Origin of the sequence: Oceanobacillus indicireducens, assembly GCF_014647195.1 — a bacterium.
GTDB classification, from domain to species: domain Bacteria; phylum Bacillota; class Bacilli; order Bacillales; family Amphibacillaceae; genus Oceanobacillus; species Oceanobacillus indicireducens.
Map to the genome: position 1 here is coordinate 276,727 of NZ_BMOS01000001.1, position 16,686 is coordinate 293,412.

A 16,686-nucleotide genomic window follows, 5' to 3' on the forward strand; every position below is an offset into this window, starting at 1 on the left:
ATGTCTATGAAACCTATCGTTACGTTTTCTATAATCTTTTCAGTTTTCTTATGCGGCTTGTTTGGGGATATCAGTTATATACATGCTGAGCCGGAATATGTTGATGAATGCCTGGAAAATCCGGAACGCTGTGAAGAACAAGTGACAGAAGACGAAAGTAATGAAAATACCGAATTACTGCAACAAGAAGAACCTGGTTCCTTATTCTTTCAAATTGTTCGCTTAGTGTTTGCGTTATTGCTTGTCGTAGGATTAATCTATGTTTTTCTCTATTTTTTAAAGAGAAGAAATAAAATCGGCAATCGTATTAAGAGTTTGGAAAATGTTGGAGGTATTCCAGTTGGTCAGAATAAAACGGTCCAACTAATCCGTTTAGGCAACAAACTTTATCTGATTGGGGTTGCTGAAAATATTACCTTACTGGAAGAGCTTGATGATCCGACTTTAATGGAAGAGATTATGAGAGCGAAAAAAGAACAAGAGAGCGAACTGGATGCTAGTAATATACTTTCTTCAATTCTGAAAAAGAATCAGAAAGAAAAGGTGGAAGAGGATCGATTTAACCGCCTGTTCAATCAAGAACTGAATCGTCTGCAAAAAACGCGAAAATCTATTATCGAAAGAAATAAGGAAGATAGAAATGAATGAATTTATTGAGATATTTTCCAGTTCAGATCCCACAAATATATCGACTTCTGTTCGCTTGATTTTATTGCTGACGGTTTTTTCACTGGCACCAGGGATTTTAATTCTTATGACTTCTTTTACACGTATTGTCATTGTGCTTTCATTCGTTCGCACATCCCTCGCGACACAGCAAATGCCGCCCAACCAGGTGTTGATTGGTTTAGCACTATTTCTATCGTTCTTTGTCATGGCGCCTACCTTTCAAGAGGTTTATACCGAAGCACTTGACCCATTGTTCGCGGAGGAAATTACAATGGATGAAGCTTATGAGAATGCCAGTGTACCCATGAAAGAATTTATGTCAAAGCACACCCGGCAAAAAGATCTTGCGTTATTTTTAAATTATTCAGAGGCTGAACCGCCGGAAACTATACAAGATATTCCATTAACGACATTGATTCCGGCCTTTGCAATTAGTGAACTGAAGACTGCTTTTCAGATGGGATTCATGATTTTCATTCCATTTCTCGTTATAGATATGGCAGTTGCTAGTATTTTAATGTCCATGGGAATGATGATGCTTCCGCCGGTAATGATTTCACTACCTTTTAAAATTCTTTTATTTGTGCTTGTTGACGGTTGGTATTTAGTCACCCATTCGTTACTTACAGGGTTTTAGCGTGAATTTACTGGAGGAAGGTGTTCTATAATGACGAGCGAATTTGTTTTAGCACTTGCTGAGCGTGGTATCTATACAATTTTACTTGTAGCAGGTCCACTGCTCATACTCGCCCTAGCGGTGGGATTATTAGTCAGTATTTTCCAGGCAACAACACAAATTCAAGAACAGACATTAGCCTTTATTCCGAAGATCGTTGCAGTATTAATCGGGCTTATTTTTTTCGGCCCATGGATGTTGACAACGATGGTGGAATTTGGTGCCGATATATTTCAAAATTTAAATGTACTTGTAGGGTAAGCAATGCTTGAATTAATTGATTTAAACCGACTGCCAATATTATTACTTGTTTTTGTTCGTTTGTTGTCATTTTTTATCGTTATTCCATTATTTTCTTATCGGACGATTCCAATGCCGTTCCGCATTGGATTCAGTTTCTTTTTAGCACTCATACTTTTCCAGACAATTGATACATCCATTTTAGCGCTGGATCATACATATATTTTTCTTGTAGTGAAAGAGGCGCTTGTTGGCTTGCTGATTGGATTGATAGCTTTTATCATTGTCTCGGCATTGCAAGTTGCCGGGGGATTTGTTGATTTCCAGATGGGTTTTGCAATCGCCAATGTCGTAGATCCGCAAACAGGTGCACAAAGTCCGCTAACGGGACAATATTTTTATATGATTGCCCTCTTATTCTTACTTGCCGTGGATGGACACCATTTGATTATTGATGGAATTTTTACAAGTTACGAATTCGTGCCAATCGATGCTTATCTTCCGCTTCAGGAGGAATCGATTGCGGAATTTATTATTCAGTCATTCAATTATATGTTTATTATTGCTTTTCAAATGGCTATTCCCATCGTCGGCACGCTATTTCTTGTGGATATTGCGCTTGGTATTATTGCACGTACTGTACCGCAATTGAACGTATTTGTTGTCGGATTGCCGCTGAAAATATTTGTCAGCTTTATGGCGATTTTAATTTTCTTAGCCCTTTTTATGACTGCGGTAGAGAATTTATTCGGTACGATGCTTCAAACGATGCGGCAATTATTGAGGATTTTCGGAGGTGCGTAGCATGCGGTTGACAATGGATTTACAGTTTTTTGCTGGAGAAAAAACTGAAAAAGCGACCCCAAAAAAACGTCAGGATGAACGGAGAAAGGGACGGGTTGCGAAAAGCCAAGATATTAATACGGCTATATTACTCGCACTTTGCTTCTTGGCTCTGTTCATTTTTGGCGGTTTTATTCTTGAAACGATGCTGACGTTCTTCATTCAAGCATTTACAAACTTCATTCATTGGGATGTGACGATTGAATCAGTTGCTACGGTCTTGAATGGGGCAACACTTGAAGCCGCGAAAATGCTTGCACCGATCATGCTGATTGCCATAATTGCTGGATTCGCCTCCAACCTTATCCAAACGAGAGGTGTATTGTTTTCAACGGAACCATTAAAATTTGATTTGAAGCGAATCGATCCGATTCAAGGTGCGAAACGGATTTTTTCAATTCGTGCTTTAGTTGAACTTTTAAAATCCCTTTTAAAAATCACTTTTATTGGTGCGATCACCTTCAGCGTAATTTGGATGTATAAAGATGAGGTTCTCATGCTAATGTTTACAAATGCAGAGAGTGCGCTTGCATTGTTTGGAAGAGTCGCAATTATAATGGGCTTCTCTGCTACTGTCGCACTTCTTTTCTTAGCGGTACTCGATTATTTTTACCAGAGATTTGACTTTGAAAAAAATATGCGGATGTCGAAACAAGATATTAAAGATGAGTATAAGAATATGGAAGGTGATCCGCTGATCAAATCGAAAATTAAAGAGAAACAACGCATGATGGCGACGAGACGTATGATGTCGGAGGTTCCAGAAGCGGATGTTGTTATTACGAACCCGACCCATTTTGCGATTGCTCTGAAATATGATGAAGATAAAGCAAGTGCACCTTACGTGCTTGCTAAAGGTGTGGATCACACTGCGCGGAAGATCAGAGAAATTGCCGAACAACATGATATAGCAACTGTAGAAGATAAACCTCTTGCACGATCACTCTATAGCATCGTTGAAGTTGGGGAAACAATCCCGGAAGAGTTCTATCAGGCTGTTGCGGAAATATTGGCATATGTGTATCAAATGGATAATAAAGCAAGATCTTGAGGAGAGACACTGAATGAAGGTAAGAGATTTATCTGTACTAATTGGAGTTATTTTAATTATTATGATGCTCGTCATCCCGCTTCCGGGTGGCGTTTTAAGTGTACTTATACTTGTGAATATTACGATTTCCTTGACTGTTATCCTTGTGGCGATGAACACAACGGAAGTCCTTCAGTTCTCTGTTTTTCCGACGCTTCTCCTATTAGTCACTCTATTTCGGTTAGGTTTAAACGTGTCGACAACAAGAGCAATCCTTTCAGAAGGTGATGCGGGAGGGGTTGTAGAAACATTCGGCTCTTTTGTAATTGGTGGTAATCCGCTTGTCGGGTTTGTCGTCTTTATTATTCTAGTTATTATTAACTTTTTAGTTATTACAAAAGGTTCAGAACGGGTATCTGAAGTAGCAGCCAGATTTTCTTTGGACTCGATGCCTGGTAAGCAAATGAGTGTTGATGCAGACCTGAATGCCGGACTAATTACGGAACAAGAATCAAAAGAACGCCGGAAAAAGATAGAAAGGGAAGCAGATTTTCACGGATCAATGGACGGTGCCAGTAAATTCGTAAAAGGCGATGCAATTGCTGGAATTATCATTGTTATTATTAATATCGTTGTTGGAATTATTATCGGGATGCTCCAGATGGGATTATCCTTAAATGAATCAGTTGAATTGTTTACTAGACTCACAGTGGGTGACGGGTTGGTCACTCAGATTCCAGCCCTCCTTATGTCAACGGCAACTGGAATTGTTGTTACCCGTGCAAGTGACGGGGAAAATTTAAGTACGGATGTGGTGAATCAAATCACTCAATATCCTAAACTTTTATACGTAGCTGCTGGAACAGTTTTCCTGCTCGGTTTAACACCGATCAACTTCTTTCTAACGACAGCACTTGCAAGTCTATTATTTTTCACCGGTTACATAATTGATAGAAAACCGGCTATACCGGATGAACTGGATGAGGAAGAAGTGGATGAGGCGGAAAGTGCCAAGCTGCATACACCGGAAAATGTTGTGAATTTAATTAACCTTGATCCGATTGAATTCGAATTCGGTTATGCACTGATCCCACTTGCCGATGCGAATCAAGGTGGAGATTTGCTAGAAAGAGTGATTATGATTCGTAGACAGCTGGCAATTGAACTTGGGATGGTTATCCCAGTCGTGCGAATTAGAGATAATATTCAACTGAATCCAAATGAATATCGATTGAAGATCAAAGGAAATGAAGTGGCAAAAGGCGAGCTGATGCTGGACCATTATTTAGCGATGGCACCTGATATGGATGACGATGGAATTGAAGGAATTGATACGTTGGAACCGGCCTTTGGTCTCCCTGCGAAATGGATTACGGAGGAACATAAGGATGAAGCTGAGCTTTCCGGTTATACCGTTGTAGACCCCCCATCTGTCGTCTCAACCCATATTACAGAAGTGATCAAACAGCATGCCAATATCTTGCTAGGTAGAGAGGAAACGAAACAGCTTATCGATCACCTGAAAGAGACGAACCCGATTTTAGTTGATGAGGTTACTCCTGAGCCGCTTGCAATCGGTGATGTGCAAAAGGTATTGGCAAAACTGCTTCGGGAAAATGTCTCCATCCGTAATCTGCCGGTCATATTTGAAACATTGGCCGACTTTTCCAAGATGACGAATGATACGGAATTACTCGCGGAATATGTTAGACAATCCTTGTCGGCGCAACTGACGGAACAGTACGCAAAGCCCGACCGTACTCTTACCGTCATTACGGTATCCGGTAAAGTGGAGAAGTTGCTCGCAGAAAGTATTCAGCATACAGAGCATGGGAATTATTTATCTCTTGAACCTGATAAACAACAAGAAATAATTACAGCGATTCATCAGGAAGTGGAGAAGCTGACACTTCAGGAAGATACAGCAATTGTTTTGTGCTCGCCTGCAATCCGAATGTATCTAAAGCAATTGCTTGATCGGTTCTTGCCGCAAGTTGTTGTATTGTCTTATAACGAATTGGAACCGGATGTCCAGGTGCAAAGTGTAGGGGTGGTGAATATTGCGTGAAGATAAAAAAATATATAGCGGACACTATGCCTGAAGCGATGAATGAAATAAGAAAAGACTTCGGCCGAGAAGCGGTCATTCTTCAATCAAAAGAAATTAAACAAAAAGGCTTCCTCGGTCTGTTTCAAAAGAAAAGGATTGAGGTCATCGCCGCGCATGATCCAGATCCCATCAAGCGTGGCTCAAAGCCGCTGGAAGCTAAAGAGATTAAAATGGAACAAACGAGTAAAACTCAATCTGATCTGCAAACAATAGAACCGGTACTTAAAGAAATTAGGAATCTAAAGAATTTAATCGAACTGGAAGCGGCAAAAGATGAGACGAAGCTTCCAGCATTATATCAACTTGCGCTTCAGCAACTTCTCGATCAGGAAGTGGAAAAAACACTCGCTGAAGCAATTATTGAAAAGACAATTAGCTTCTTAGCAGATGAGGGAAGTGAAGTGACGGAAACGAATATTGCGAATGCACTGAAACAAGTCATTCGTAATGAATTGAATGGACTGTCCTTTCAAGGTATCACAGGTGAACAGCAAATTGTTCAATTTGTCGGGCCGACTGGGGTTGGTAAAACAACAACGATTGCTAAGATTGCAGCCAAGCTTATACTACAAGAAAAAAAGAAGGTTGCTTTTATAACAACCGATACGTATCGTATTGCTGCGGTGGAACAATTAAAAACGTATGCCCGTATTTTAAATGTTCCATTGGAAGTTGCTTACCAAGTTGATGATTATAGGCAAGCGATTGAAACGTTTACGGATTATGATGTGATTCTTGTCGATACAGCCGGAAGGAATTTTCGTGAAAAAGCTTATATCAGTCAACTTAAAGAGATGTTGGAAGATGTACCATCTATTGCAACCTATCTCGTATTGGCGCTCACCACTAAACCAAAAGACGTACAGGACTTATTTGAACAGTTTCAGGACATTCCCCTTACAGAAATGATTTTCACGAAAATGGATGAAACGACACAGTATGGCAGTATCCTTTCGATCGCCTTAAATAACCGCATCGGCATCGCATACTTAACCAATGGACAAGATGTTCCCGATGACTTAGTGAAACCAACTCCAACTTTAATCAGCGATCTGATTGTGGAGCAAGAAGATGACTGACCAGGCGAAAAACCTAAGGATGAAAATGGAGCAATCTCACTCGAGACATGAAGCGAAGACAGTTGCTTTCATTAGTGGTAAAGGGGGAGTCGGGAAGTCTAACATTGGTTTAAATTTCTCCCTAGAGCTGGTCCGGCGAAATAAAAAAGTAGTTCTAATTGATCTTGATGTCGGTATGGGGAATATAAATATTTTACTCGGCCTTCAGCCTAAATATACAATTGTTGACATGTTCACGGAAAGGTTATCAATCACTGAAATAATCGAGCAAGGTCCGCAAGGTTTATCTTATATTGCAGGTGGCACAGGGCTTAGCGGATTTTTAGAGATGAAACAGACGGAAAAGAACTATTTCTATAAGCAGTTTGAACAGTTAACAGAGATGTATGATTATATAATTTTCGATATGGGTGCGGGTATCACGGAAACGAGTCTATTTTTCATTCTAGCTGCCGACGAATGTATTGTAGTTACGACAGGGGAGCCAACTGCAATAACGGATGCCTATAGTATGATTAAACAGATTACAATTAATGGAGGAAGCATGCCACTACACTTAATTTTAAATCGAGCCAGGTCGCATGGAGAGATGAATTCTTTAAAGCAGCTGCAACAAGTTATTAAACAGTTTCTTCAAATTGATGTGCATCCGTTAGGTATCATTCCTGAAGATAAGCATGTAGTGCAGGCAGTTATGCAGCAAGTGCCTTTTTCAATATTAAATGAGAAAGCACCGGCTGCACGATCAATTAAACAAATTACGGAAAGCTATCTGAATAAGGAGAAGGCCGTTCCAGTAACGGATGGACGGGCTTTCCTTCAAAAATTAAAAAATCTGCTAAGAGGTAAATTTTAATGGAAAGAGTTCGTGTACTTGTTGTTGACGATTCAGCTTTTATGCGAAAGATGATTACAGACATATTAAACAGCGATGATCGTATTAAAGTAATCGACACAGCAAGAAACGGTAAAGATGGAATTGAAAAAATTAGAAGACTTAAGCCGGATGTCGTCACGATGGATATTACGATGCCAGTTCTTGATGGAATTTCAGCACTAAAGGAAATAATGACGACTATGCCAGTACCAGTCATTATGTTATCGAGCAAATCAGATTATGGCACAGAGCATACGATAAATGCGCTAGATAATGGTGCTGTTGATTTTATTATGAAGCCTTCAGGGGAAATTTCCTTGAATATCGAAACGATTCAAGAAGAAATTATTTCTAAAGTAATTGCAGCAAAAGACGTAGGGATTCCACCGGCGCGGTCGGTTAAAGATAATCCCAGTCCGACATCATTAAGTTCTTATTTACCACCGACAAGAAAAGCACGAGATTATTCATTGATTGCTATTGGAACATCTACAGGTGGTCCAAGAGCTCTACAGCGAATCATATCGGATTTACCTGGAGACTTTCAAACACCGATACTTATCGTACAACACATGCCTCCACATTTTACAAAGTCGCTGGCAGAACGATTAAATAAGCTAACAAGTCTTCAGGTGAAAGAGGCGGCAGATGGTGATGTCATAAAGCCGCGATTCGTATATATCGCACCTGGGGATTTCCATATGGTAGTAGAGGAAATTGGGACGGAGTATAGGCTAAAGTTAACAAAGGACCCGCCAGTGAATAACCATCGTCCCTCCGTAGATGCCCTGTTCTATTCTCTAGCCAATCATAAGAACTTGAATAAAACAGCAGTTGTCTTAACGGGGATGGGAAGTGATGGTGCAAGCGGCATTAGACAGATTAAACAAGTGGACAAGCAAGCATTTGTTATTTCTGAATCAGAGGAAAGTTCCGTTATTTATGGTATGCCGAAAGCTGCTTATGAAACAGGATTAGTTGATCAAGTGTTACCTTTGCATCAAGTAGGACATTTTCTCGGCAAAATAACATAGATTCTAAAATATTTGTGATAGAACTAGAGCAGGAGATGAAAAAACATGGAACATTCTACAGGGAATTATCTAAAAGTCATTGTTTTTCAGTTACAAGATGAAGAATATGCTTTACCGGTTGAATATGTCAGTGCAATTGAAAGAATCCAGCCAATCACACGTGTTCCCCGTGCAGAAGAATTTGTCAAAGGTGTTATTAATTTACGGGGTGTTATTATTCCAATTATTGATTTACGGTTACGCTTCGGAATGGTTGAAACGGAACTGACAGAAGAGAATCGCATCATTATTGTGAAAAAGAATGGATTTGAAGTCGGTTTAATTGTTGATACAGCAAGTGATGTAATCGATCTTGCATTAGATGAAATGGAACCAAATCCAGAGGTTGTCGGTTCGGAAGCAGCTGATTATATTGACGGAGTGAGCAAAATTGAGGATCGATTGCTTATTCTGCTTGACCTGAAGAAGATTCTCATTTCTGACCAGTATACGCAAGCGGTGAAAGAAGAAGGGCAGAAACCCTTATGAAATATAGGGATCTATCTACTTTCCAACTCGATGTACTACGGGAAGTAGGAAATATTGGAGCGGGAAATGCTGTCACCGCACTATCCCAATTATTAAACCGCAAGATTGAAATGACCATCCCATCGGTTAATGTTGTTTCTTTTGATGAAATGATGGAATTGATCGGCGGTCCGGAGAAAAAAGTTGTCGCTATTTTATTTCGTATCTATGGTGATGCACCAAGTAATGTGTTTTTTGTTTTATCCGTCGAAGAAGCCGAGTTGCTCATCCGCACGATGACAAATAATCCGACTTATAAACTTAAAGAGGATATAGGTAAGGAATCGATAGAATTTTCAGCTCTTGAAGAAGTAGGGAATATTGTTACTGGTTCTTATATTTCGGCCTTATCCGATTTTACGCATTTATACCTGCAACCTTCTGTTCCCCATCTTGGGATTGATATGGCTGCAGCAGTTTTGACATATGGGTTAATCGACATTTCCCAAGCTTCGGACTATGCAATCGTCATTGATTCTAAAGTAAATAGTCAAGGGACAAGCAACATGTTAAAGGGGAACTTTTTCTTGCTGCCGAATCCCGACTCGTTGCAAATAATATTTAAAGCGTTAGGACTAGAAGAAAATGAATAAAATTGGAACAGTCATCAGAGTAGGCATTGCCGATTTAAATACGGTACGGGCGCCTGATACGATACGAACATTGGGGCTTGGTTCTTGTGTAGGAATTGTCATTTATGATGAGAAGAAACAAGTTGCTGGACTAGCTCATATTTTATTGCCAGATTCGACCGCGACGAGACAGAAGCCGGTTAACGCATATAAATATGCGGATACTGCTATACCCTATTTAGTCGAGAGGTTGCTGCAAATGGGGGCCAAGCACTCGGCGCTTCAAGCTAAAATAGCTGGTGGCGCGGAAATGTTCAAATTCGGTTCGGGTTCTGATTTATTACGGATAGGTCGGCGAAATGTTGAAGCAACGCTCGGCGGATTAGAAAAGTTAAAGATTCCAGTCATTGCTAAAGATGTCGGCGGGAATATCGGAAGAACGATTGAGTTTAATCCTTCAACTAGTGAATTAAACATTAGAAAAGTGAATCGTGAGGAAATCGTCATTTAGGAATTGATCTCGGGCAGGAATTTTAGGAGGAAGGAGTGGAGTACCATGAATTCGGGAATGTCATCAGAAGAACAACAACTTTGGAAGCAGTGGAATGCAAATCAGCATCACGAGGTATTAAATGAAATCATTGCATATTATACGTATCTGGTGGACTATCATTCAGAGCGGATTGCCAGTCACTTGCCGAACAATGTGAGTAAAGATGATATTAGAAGTTTTGGTCTCCTCGGCCTGTATGATGCAGTTACGAAATTCGAATCTAATCGAAAACTTAAATTTGATACCTATGCCTCCTTTCGGATAAAAGGAGCAATCATGGATGGACTTCGTAAGGAAGATTGGCTGCCCCGCTCACTAAGAGAGAAGACGAAAAAGATAGAACGCACAGCCGAACAGTTGGAACAGCAATTACAACGTAAACCTACTTCCAGAGAAATTGGGAAGCAGTTGGATATGTCCTCTGAAGAAGTGGAATCCGTTATAAAAGATTCTTTGTTTGCGAATGTGCTTTCGATTGAAGAAAAGCCGACAACGACCCAGGAATTTAATGAAGGAATTGGCTATATGATTCCTGATGAAAATACCGCAACACCGGAAGAAGAAATTTACCAGGAAGAATTAAAACTGGAATTAATTGAAGGAATTAAGAGTTTGAATGAAAGGGAACAGCTAGTCATCGATCTCTTTTATCATCAAGAACTTACCTTTACAGAAATTGGGCAAACATTAAACTTGACGACTTCAAGAATTTCACAGATTCATAAAAAAGCAATATTCAAATTGAAAAATATATTAACGAAGATCATCGAATGACTTGGTATTATATGGGGGTAATCAATTTGGACAGAATAAAAAAATATTTTCGTGTACGATTTAAAGATAACAATATGTTAGCAGAAGTTCATTGTACCGATGCGTTTTATGTATTAAAGGAAAAATTGCAAGTCGATATGTCTTCATGGAGGGAATTTCTGACTGCAAACAAGGTTGTGTACGGCATCCAGTTTCAAGCACTTGCCCAGTTAGCAGGAGACCCTACCTCTATTGATTACCCAATTGTTATTGCAAGAGGCTTACAACCAGAGAAGGGGAAAGATGGTAAATTCGCCTTTCTAGTCGATCTCAATGAGGAAATGAAAAAGGATAAAGATTGGAACTTCCGGGAAATAATGACGATTCCTTCTGTAAATAAGGGGGAAAAACTTGCCAAGCTCGTCCATCCCGAGGTAGGGACGGATGGTAAAAATGTAATGGGACACGTAGTTAAGGCTCCACAAGGCAAAGCCAAATCCGTTCTACCTGGAAAGAACGTTCTATTCAATGAGGCTGATAACTGTTATTATGCCGCGGAGGATGGGCAGTTAAGTTATACGGGAAGGAAAATTGAAGTTTTCCCCGAGTATTATGTTCATGACACATTGTCAATGAAAACTGGCAACCTTGATTTTATTGGGACGATTATTATCCACGGAGACGTGCCGACAGGATTTACTGTAAAGGCTGACGGCGATGTTAAGATTTTCGGGATGGTAGAAGCTGCAACCATTATTGCTGGAGGTTCGATTTACATATCAGAAGGAATTGCAGGACAGGACAAGGGACGCTTGGAAGCGCGTGAGAATATCCAGCTAGGTTATATTAACCAGGCGAAGATTTTCGCAGGTAACGATTTATATGTGGAAAATTCCATCCTTCATAGTGAATGTGTTGTCCGCGGACATGTATTTTCTCAACAGGGGAATATTATTGGCGGCTCGTTATCTGCCGGAAAAACAATTGAAGCGAAAGATATTGGAACGAAGCTTCATACGAAAACAGAAATTATTTTAGGAGTAAATAAACGAGCAGCAGATAAAGAGCAAGCATTAAAGCAAAAGAAAATAGAGCTAGAAGAAATGCTTAGGAAATTGAAAATGCTTGGGGATAAGCTCGCCACTCAGAGTGATAGTAACCCCAACGTCCGCATTTCAAAGTTGCGTCAGAAACATTCCTTGGAAAAGGTCACAAGCGAGCTTAATGAAATTACGGACGAGCTGGCAGAGCTGAATGCGGCGATGGGGGATATCAGGGATACGCAACTCATTGTAAGAAACTTTATTTATCAGAATGTTACGGTTACGTTTGGAAAATATAAACGAGTGATGACTACAGATTATCATTACGTACAGTTTAATCTTTTCAATAACGAAATTGCAGTGCAGCAGTTGTTTTAATGAAAGGATAATTTTAATCCCAATATGGCAATTATAAGCGGGTAGAGGAGAACGGTCATGGTTTCATTTTTACTGATTATTAGTTTTCTATTACATTTCATCACGCTTGTAGCAATCTTCCAGTTGTTAAAGAAAGGACAGCAATTGGAAAACACGGCAAATTCCGCTGAATTAACAGCAGCACTAGAACGTTCTCTCGAGGAAATCAAAGCGGAAAATGACCGGTTACAAGCTTTAATGACGAATCATAAAGCATCTTCAGTTGAACAAAAGAATCAAAAAGAGGAAAGTCAGCAACCTGCAGAACAAGTACCTGCTCATCAACCGGAATCGAAAGAAGCAGATGCGGATGTTGATCGTCTGCTGGGTGATGCACCGGGATATGAACTAGAAGCCTCTCTCGAATCCCGTGTCATGCAGCTTCATGCAAAAGGACTTACGATTGAGGAAATTGCAAAGGCGCTTGATTGCGGGAAAACAGAAGCAGAGTTGATCATTCGGTTATATGACGAATAAAAACTTGCTTCCTTTACCTAGTTATGGTATATTAATCTCTGGTGTAAAACACTTGTCGAAATAAGACAAGTCATAACACACGTCCCGGGATTTGCTTATGAGGTGCCAGATTGCCAATGGTTTATAAGCAGAAGAGAACGGGGCGGAGGAAAACTAACCTATAGGAGGAATTTAAAATGGCAGCAATTTCAATGAAGCAATTACTTGAAGCTGGTGTACATTTCGGTCACCAGACACGCCGTTGGAACCCGAAAATGAAGAAATATATCTTCACGGAACGTAACGGTATCTATATCATCGACCTGCAAAAGACAGTGAAAAAGGTTGAAGAAGCTTATAACTATGTAAGAGAATTGGCAGCAAATGGCGGTACACTTCTTTTCGTAGGTACAAAAAAACAAGCACAGGACTCTGTTCGTGATGAAGCACTTCGCTCCGGCATGTTCTATGTGAACCAGCGCTGGTTAGGTGGAACGCTAACGAACTTCCAAACAATCCGCAAACGTATCGAGCGTTTGAAAGAAATTGAAAGAATGGAAGAAGACGGTACATTTGAAGTACTTCCTAAGAAAGAAGTAGGGGAGCTACTTAAAGAAAGAGATCGTCTTGTGAAATTCTTAGGCGGAATTAAAGACATGAAGAAGCTTCCAGATGCAATGTTCGTTATTGACCCACGTAAAGAACGAATTGCTATTGCTGAAGCTCATAAATTAAACATCCCAATCATCGGTATTGTCGATACAAACTGTGATCCGGATGAGATTGACTATGTAATCCCAGCTAACGATGATGCAATTCGTGCTGTTAAATTATTGACTTCAAAAATGGCTGATGCTATTTTAGAAGGGAAACAAGGTGAAGAAACAGCAGAAGTAGAAGCTCCAGTCGAAGAACCAGCAGCTGAAGATAACAAAGCTGAAACAGAAGCGGAAGCAACTGCAGAAGCCTCAACTCAAGAGTAATTTTCTGGAAAAGTGAGGGTGATAAGAGGATAATTACCTTTTATCACCTTTTTTTAAAGAAAGAAACACGGAATCTTTAAAGGAGGATTTTTACAAATGGCAATTACAGCAAAGATGGTTAAGGAATTACGTGAAAAAACTGGTGCAGGTATGATGGATTGTAAAAAAGCACTTCAGGAAACAGATGGTGACATTGATAAAGCAATCGATTACCTGCGTGAAAAAGGAATGGCGCAAGCTGCTAAGAAGGCAGACCGCATTGCAGCTGAAGGATTAACTCATGTTGAAATCGATGGCAACACTGCAGTTTTACTAGAAGTGAACTGTGAAACAGACTTCGTAACGAAAAACGATTTGTTCAAAGACCTTTTAGTTAAGATTGGTAAAGCATTACTTGCTAACAAACCAGAAACAGTGGAAGATGCATTAGAAGCAACTGTTGACGGCGAAAAACTAGAAACAATAATTAACAGTGCAATCTCTACAATCGGTGAGAAGATTTCTTTACGTCGTTTCACTATTTTCGAAAAAACAGATAACGATGCATTCGGTTCTTACTTGCATATGGGCGGAACAATTGGTGTTGTGACTGTTCTTGAAGGGACAACGGATGAAGAAGTTGCAAAAGATGTTGCAATGCACGTTGCAGCAATCAACCCTCGCTATGTTAACCGTGAAGATGTAGCAGAGAACGAAGTAAATCACGAGCGTGAAGTTCTAAAACAACAAGCTCTTAATGAAGGTAAACCAGCCAATATTGTTGAAAAAATGGTTGAAGGCCGTCTTGGCAAATTCTTTGAACAAATCGTTCTTGTCGAACAAGTATTTGTTAAAGATCCTGACGTTAAAGTGAAGAAATATGTAGCAGACAAAGGTGCAAGCGTGAAAACCTTCGTGCGCTATGAAGTAGGCGAAGGTATGGAAAAACGTGAAGAAAACTTTGCTGAAGAAGTAATGAGCCAAATTAAAAAATAAGCCAATTGTAAAATAGGGAACGAGATTGTTCCCTATTTTACCATGGTTGTATACAACGGAATAAATAAAGAACAAACATATCATAATAATATGTATTGCGATGGAGGTTATTATGACAACAGCAAAGTACCAGAGAATTGTGTTAAAATTAAGTGGAGAGGCATTGAGTGGGGATCAAGGAAGCGGTATTGATCCGAAAATCATCCATTCCATTGCACGCCAAGTAAAAGAGGTTGCAGAACTTGGAGTAGAAGTTGCAATCGTTGTTGGTGGAGGAAACATCTGGAGAGGTAAGGTCGGTAGTGAGATGGGGATGGACCGTGCATCGGCTGATTACATGGGTATGCTAGCAACGGTTATGAATTCACTAGCATTGCAAGACGGACTGGAAATGATTGGAATTCCAACGCGAGTTCAGACATCGATTGAAATGCGCCAAGTTGCAGAACCATACATAAGAAGAAAAGCAATTCGCCACTTGGAAAAGAATCGTGTTGTCATTTTTGCCGCCGGTACAGGAAACCCTTATTTTTCAACGGATACTACTGCAGCGCTAAGAGCGGCAGAAATTGAAGCAGAAGTAATTCTAATGGCTAAAAACAATGTGGATGGTGTTTACTCCGCTGACCCGTTAGTTAATAAAGATGCTGTTAAGTATGATAATTTATCTTATTTGGATATGATTAATGAAGGCCTTGGAGTGATGGACTCTACAGCTTCATCACTTTGTATGGATAATAATATTCCTTTAATTGTCTTCTCCATAACAGAAAATGGTAATATTAAACGCGTCGTTCAAGGCGAGACAATTGGAACAACTATAAGGGGGAAATAAGTGATGGCAAATTCTGTGTTAAGTGAAATGAAAGAAAAAATGGAACTTGCGGTACAAGCATTTATGCGAAACTTAGCTACTGTTCGAGCTGGAAGAGCAAACCCTAACCTATTAGATAGTGTTTTTGTTGATTACTATGGTGCAGCTACACCACTTAATCAACTTGCGTCAGTAGGTGCACCTGAAGCTCGTTTACTTGTCGTAACACCATATGACAAAACGGCACTAGGCGAAATTGAGAAAGGCATTCAGAAAGCGAACCTTGGGCTTTCTCCATCCAATGATGGAAATGTCATCCGCATCAATATTCCAGCTTTAACGGAAGAACGTCGGAAAGAGCTTGTGAAAGTTGTCGGTAAATTCGCGGAAGAATCCCGTGTTCAAGTGCGTAATATCCGTCGTGAGGCTAACGATCAATTAAAAGCTATGGAAAAAGATTCCGGGATCACAGAAGATGAATTACGGAAATTCCAAGACGAAGTTCAAAAAGAAACAGATAAGTTCATTGCTAAAATTGAACAGCTGACAAAAGAAAAAGAAAATGAGATTATGGAAGTATAATCTATAGTTAACACTTTAATATTGTTACTTAAACGTGTAAAATCAATGTAGCCCTCTTTTTATAAGGGGGCTTTTGTATTTTTTTGTGATTATCGTTATAATGTAACGTGTACCATGAAGTGAAAAAAATGAATGGATGATTTACAAATAAACTCAACTTTCTCATCTAAAAATAAAGTGAACTGCCAAATGCTTTCATTCAGCATGAGTGTTCTTGCTCGTTCCTTTATCGTGGAACACTAATCGCCGTTCAGTTGCCCGGCGGACGGATGCTTTCCACGGGCACGGCCTCAGCCTCCTCGGAAGAAAACCGCTTCCTGCGGGGTCTTCGGACACGTGCTTTCCCGTAGGAGTCACCGTCCGGCGGGCAACTGAACTGGTCTAAAGGATTATTTTAAAAAGAAATTATTCCG

Annotated in this window: 19 protein-coding genes; all 19 read left to right on the forward strand. The window is 39.9% G+C overall.

The annotated features are described in order from the left end of the window. Nucleotides 1-648, forward strand: a complete 648-nt coding sequence (locus tag IEX94_RS01370; protein ID WP_194461782.1) for a flagellar biosynthetic protein FliO — start codon at nt 1-3, stop codon at nt 646-648. Then, nucleotides 641-1,306 carry a flagellar type III secretion system pore protein FliP gene (gene fliP / locus IEX94_RS01375; RefSeq protein WP_188855729.1) on the forward strand — a complete coding sequence of 222 codons (666 nt, stop codon included), beginning with the start codon at nt 641-643 and terminating at the stop codon, nt 1,304-1,306. Before IEX94_RS01370 ends, fliP begins: the two co-directional genes overlap by 8 nt. 30 nt (nt 1,307-1,336) lie before the next feature. Then, a complete protein-coding gene (fliQ, locus tag IEX94_RS01380; protein WP_156855442.1) occupies nt 1,337-1,606 on the forward strand; it encodes a flagellar biosynthesis protein FliQ in 270 nt (89 codons plus the stop codon). A 3-nt stretch (nt 1,607-1,609) separates the two neighbouring features. Next, complete coding sequence (gene fliR / locus IEX94_RS01385; RefSeq protein ID WP_188855730.1) at nt 1,610-2,389, forward strand: flagellar biosynthetic protein FliR; 780 nt, start codon at nt 1,610-1,612, stop codon at nt 2,387-2,389. Nucleotide 2,390: 1 nt separating this feature from the next. Next, on the forward strand, nt 2,391-3,479 hold the full coding sequence (gene flhB, locus IEX94_RS01390; RefSeq protein WP_188855731.1) for a flagellar biosynthesis protein FlhB: 1,089 nt from the start codon (nt 2,391-2,393) through the stop codon (nt 3,477-3,479). Nucleotides 3,480-3,492: 13 nt separating this feature from the next. After that, nucleotides 3,493-5,526: a flagellar biosynthesis protein FlhA gene (flhA, locus tag IEX94_RS01395; protein ID WP_188855732.1), complete on the forward strand. Its 2,034-nt coding sequence runs from the start codon at nt 3,493-3,495 to the stop codon at nt 5,524-5,526. Then, entirely contained in the window at nt 5,523-6,647 is a 1,125-nt protein-coding gene (flhF, locus tag IEX94_RS01400; RefSeq protein ID WP_188855733.1) for a flagellar biosynthesis GTPase FlhF, read from the forward strand. The genes flhA and flhF overlap by 4 nt, the downstream gene beginning before the upstream one ends. After that, nucleotides 6,640-7,503, forward strand: coding sequence for a MinD/ParA family protein (locus IEX94_RS01405; protein WP_188855734.1), 864 nt, complete (start codon nt 6,640-6,642; stop codon nt 7,501-7,503). Before flhF ends, IEX94_RS01405 begins: the two co-directional genes overlap by 8 nt. Continuing rightward, on the forward strand, nt 7,503-8,558 hold the full coding sequence (locus IEX94_RS01410; protein ID WP_188855735.1) for a protein-glutamate methylesterase/protein-glutamine glutaminase: 1,056 nt from the start codon (nt 7,503-7,505) through the stop codon (nt 8,556-8,558). The genes IEX94_RS01405 and IEX94_RS01410 overlap by 1 nt, the downstream gene beginning before the upstream one ends. Before the next feature lie 45 nt (nt 8,559-8,603). Then, entirely contained in the window at nt 8,604-9,086 is a 483-nt protein-coding gene (locus IEX94_RS01415) for a chemotaxis protein CheW (protein ID WP_188855736.1), read from the forward strand. Continuing rightward, nucleotides 9,083-9,718 (forward strand): chemotaxis protein CheC, encoded by a 636-nt coding sequence (locus tag IEX94_RS01420; protein WP_188855737.1) that lies wholly within the window; start codon nt 9,083-9,085, stop codon nt 9,716-9,718. The genes IEX94_RS01415 and IEX94_RS01420 overlap by 4 nt, the downstream gene beginning before the upstream one ends. Further along, nucleotides 9,711-10,208, forward strand: a complete 498-nt coding sequence (locus tag IEX94_RS01425) for a chemotaxis protein CheD (RefSeq protein ID WP_188855738.1) — start codon at nt 9,711-9,713, stop codon at nt 10,206-10,208. The genes IEX94_RS01420 and IEX94_RS01425 overlap by 8 nt, the downstream gene beginning before the upstream one ends. Before the next feature lie 45 nt (nt 10,209-10,253). After that, nucleotides 10,254-11,024 carry a FliA/WhiG family RNA polymerase sigma factor gene (locus IEX94_RS01430; RefSeq protein WP_188855739.1) on the forward strand — a complete coding sequence of 257 codons (771 nt, stop codon included), beginning with the start codon at nt 10,254-10,256 and terminating at the stop codon, nt 11,022-11,024. A gap of 26 nt (nt 11,025-11,050) precedes the next feature. Continuing rightward, on the forward strand, nt 11,051-12,424 hold the full coding sequence (locus IEX94_RS01435) for a flagellar assembly protein A (protein WP_188855740.1): 1,374 nt from the start codon (nt 11,051-11,053) through the stop codon (nt 12,422-12,424). 57 nt (nt 12,425-12,481) lie between these two features. Beyond that, on the forward strand, nt 12,482-12,940 hold the full coding sequence (locus tag IEX94_RS01440) for a DUF6115 domain-containing protein (protein WP_188855741.1): 459 nt from the start codon (nt 12,482-12,484) through the stop codon (nt 12,938-12,940). Nucleotides 12,941-13,116: 176 nt separating this feature from the next. Beyond that, a complete protein-coding gene (gene rpsB / locus IEX94_RS01445) occupies nt 13,117-13,902 on the forward strand; it encodes a 30S ribosomal protein S2 (RefSeq protein WP_188855742.1) in 786 nt (261 codons plus the stop codon). Between the two features lie 96 nt (nt 13,903-13,998). Continuing rightward, a complete protein-coding gene (tsf, locus tag IEX94_RS01450; protein ID WP_188855743.1) occupies nt 13,999-14,877 on the forward strand; it encodes a translation elongation factor Ts in 879 nt (292 codons plus the stop codon). A gap of 112 nt (nt 14,878-14,989) precedes the next feature. Then, nucleotides 14,990-15,712, forward strand: a complete 723-nt coding sequence (gene pyrH, locus IEX94_RS01455) for a UMP kinase (RefSeq protein ID WP_188855744.1) — start codon at nt 14,990-14,992, stop codon at nt 15,710-15,712. Nucleotides 15,713-15,715: 3 nt separating this feature from the next. Continuing rightward, nucleotides 15,716-16,273, forward strand: a complete 558-nt coding sequence (gene frr / locus IEX94_RS01460) for a ribosome recycling factor (RefSeq protein ID WP_188855745.1) — start codon at nt 15,716-15,718, stop codon at nt 16,271-16,273. Nucleotides 16,274-16,686: the final 413 nt, after the last annotated feature.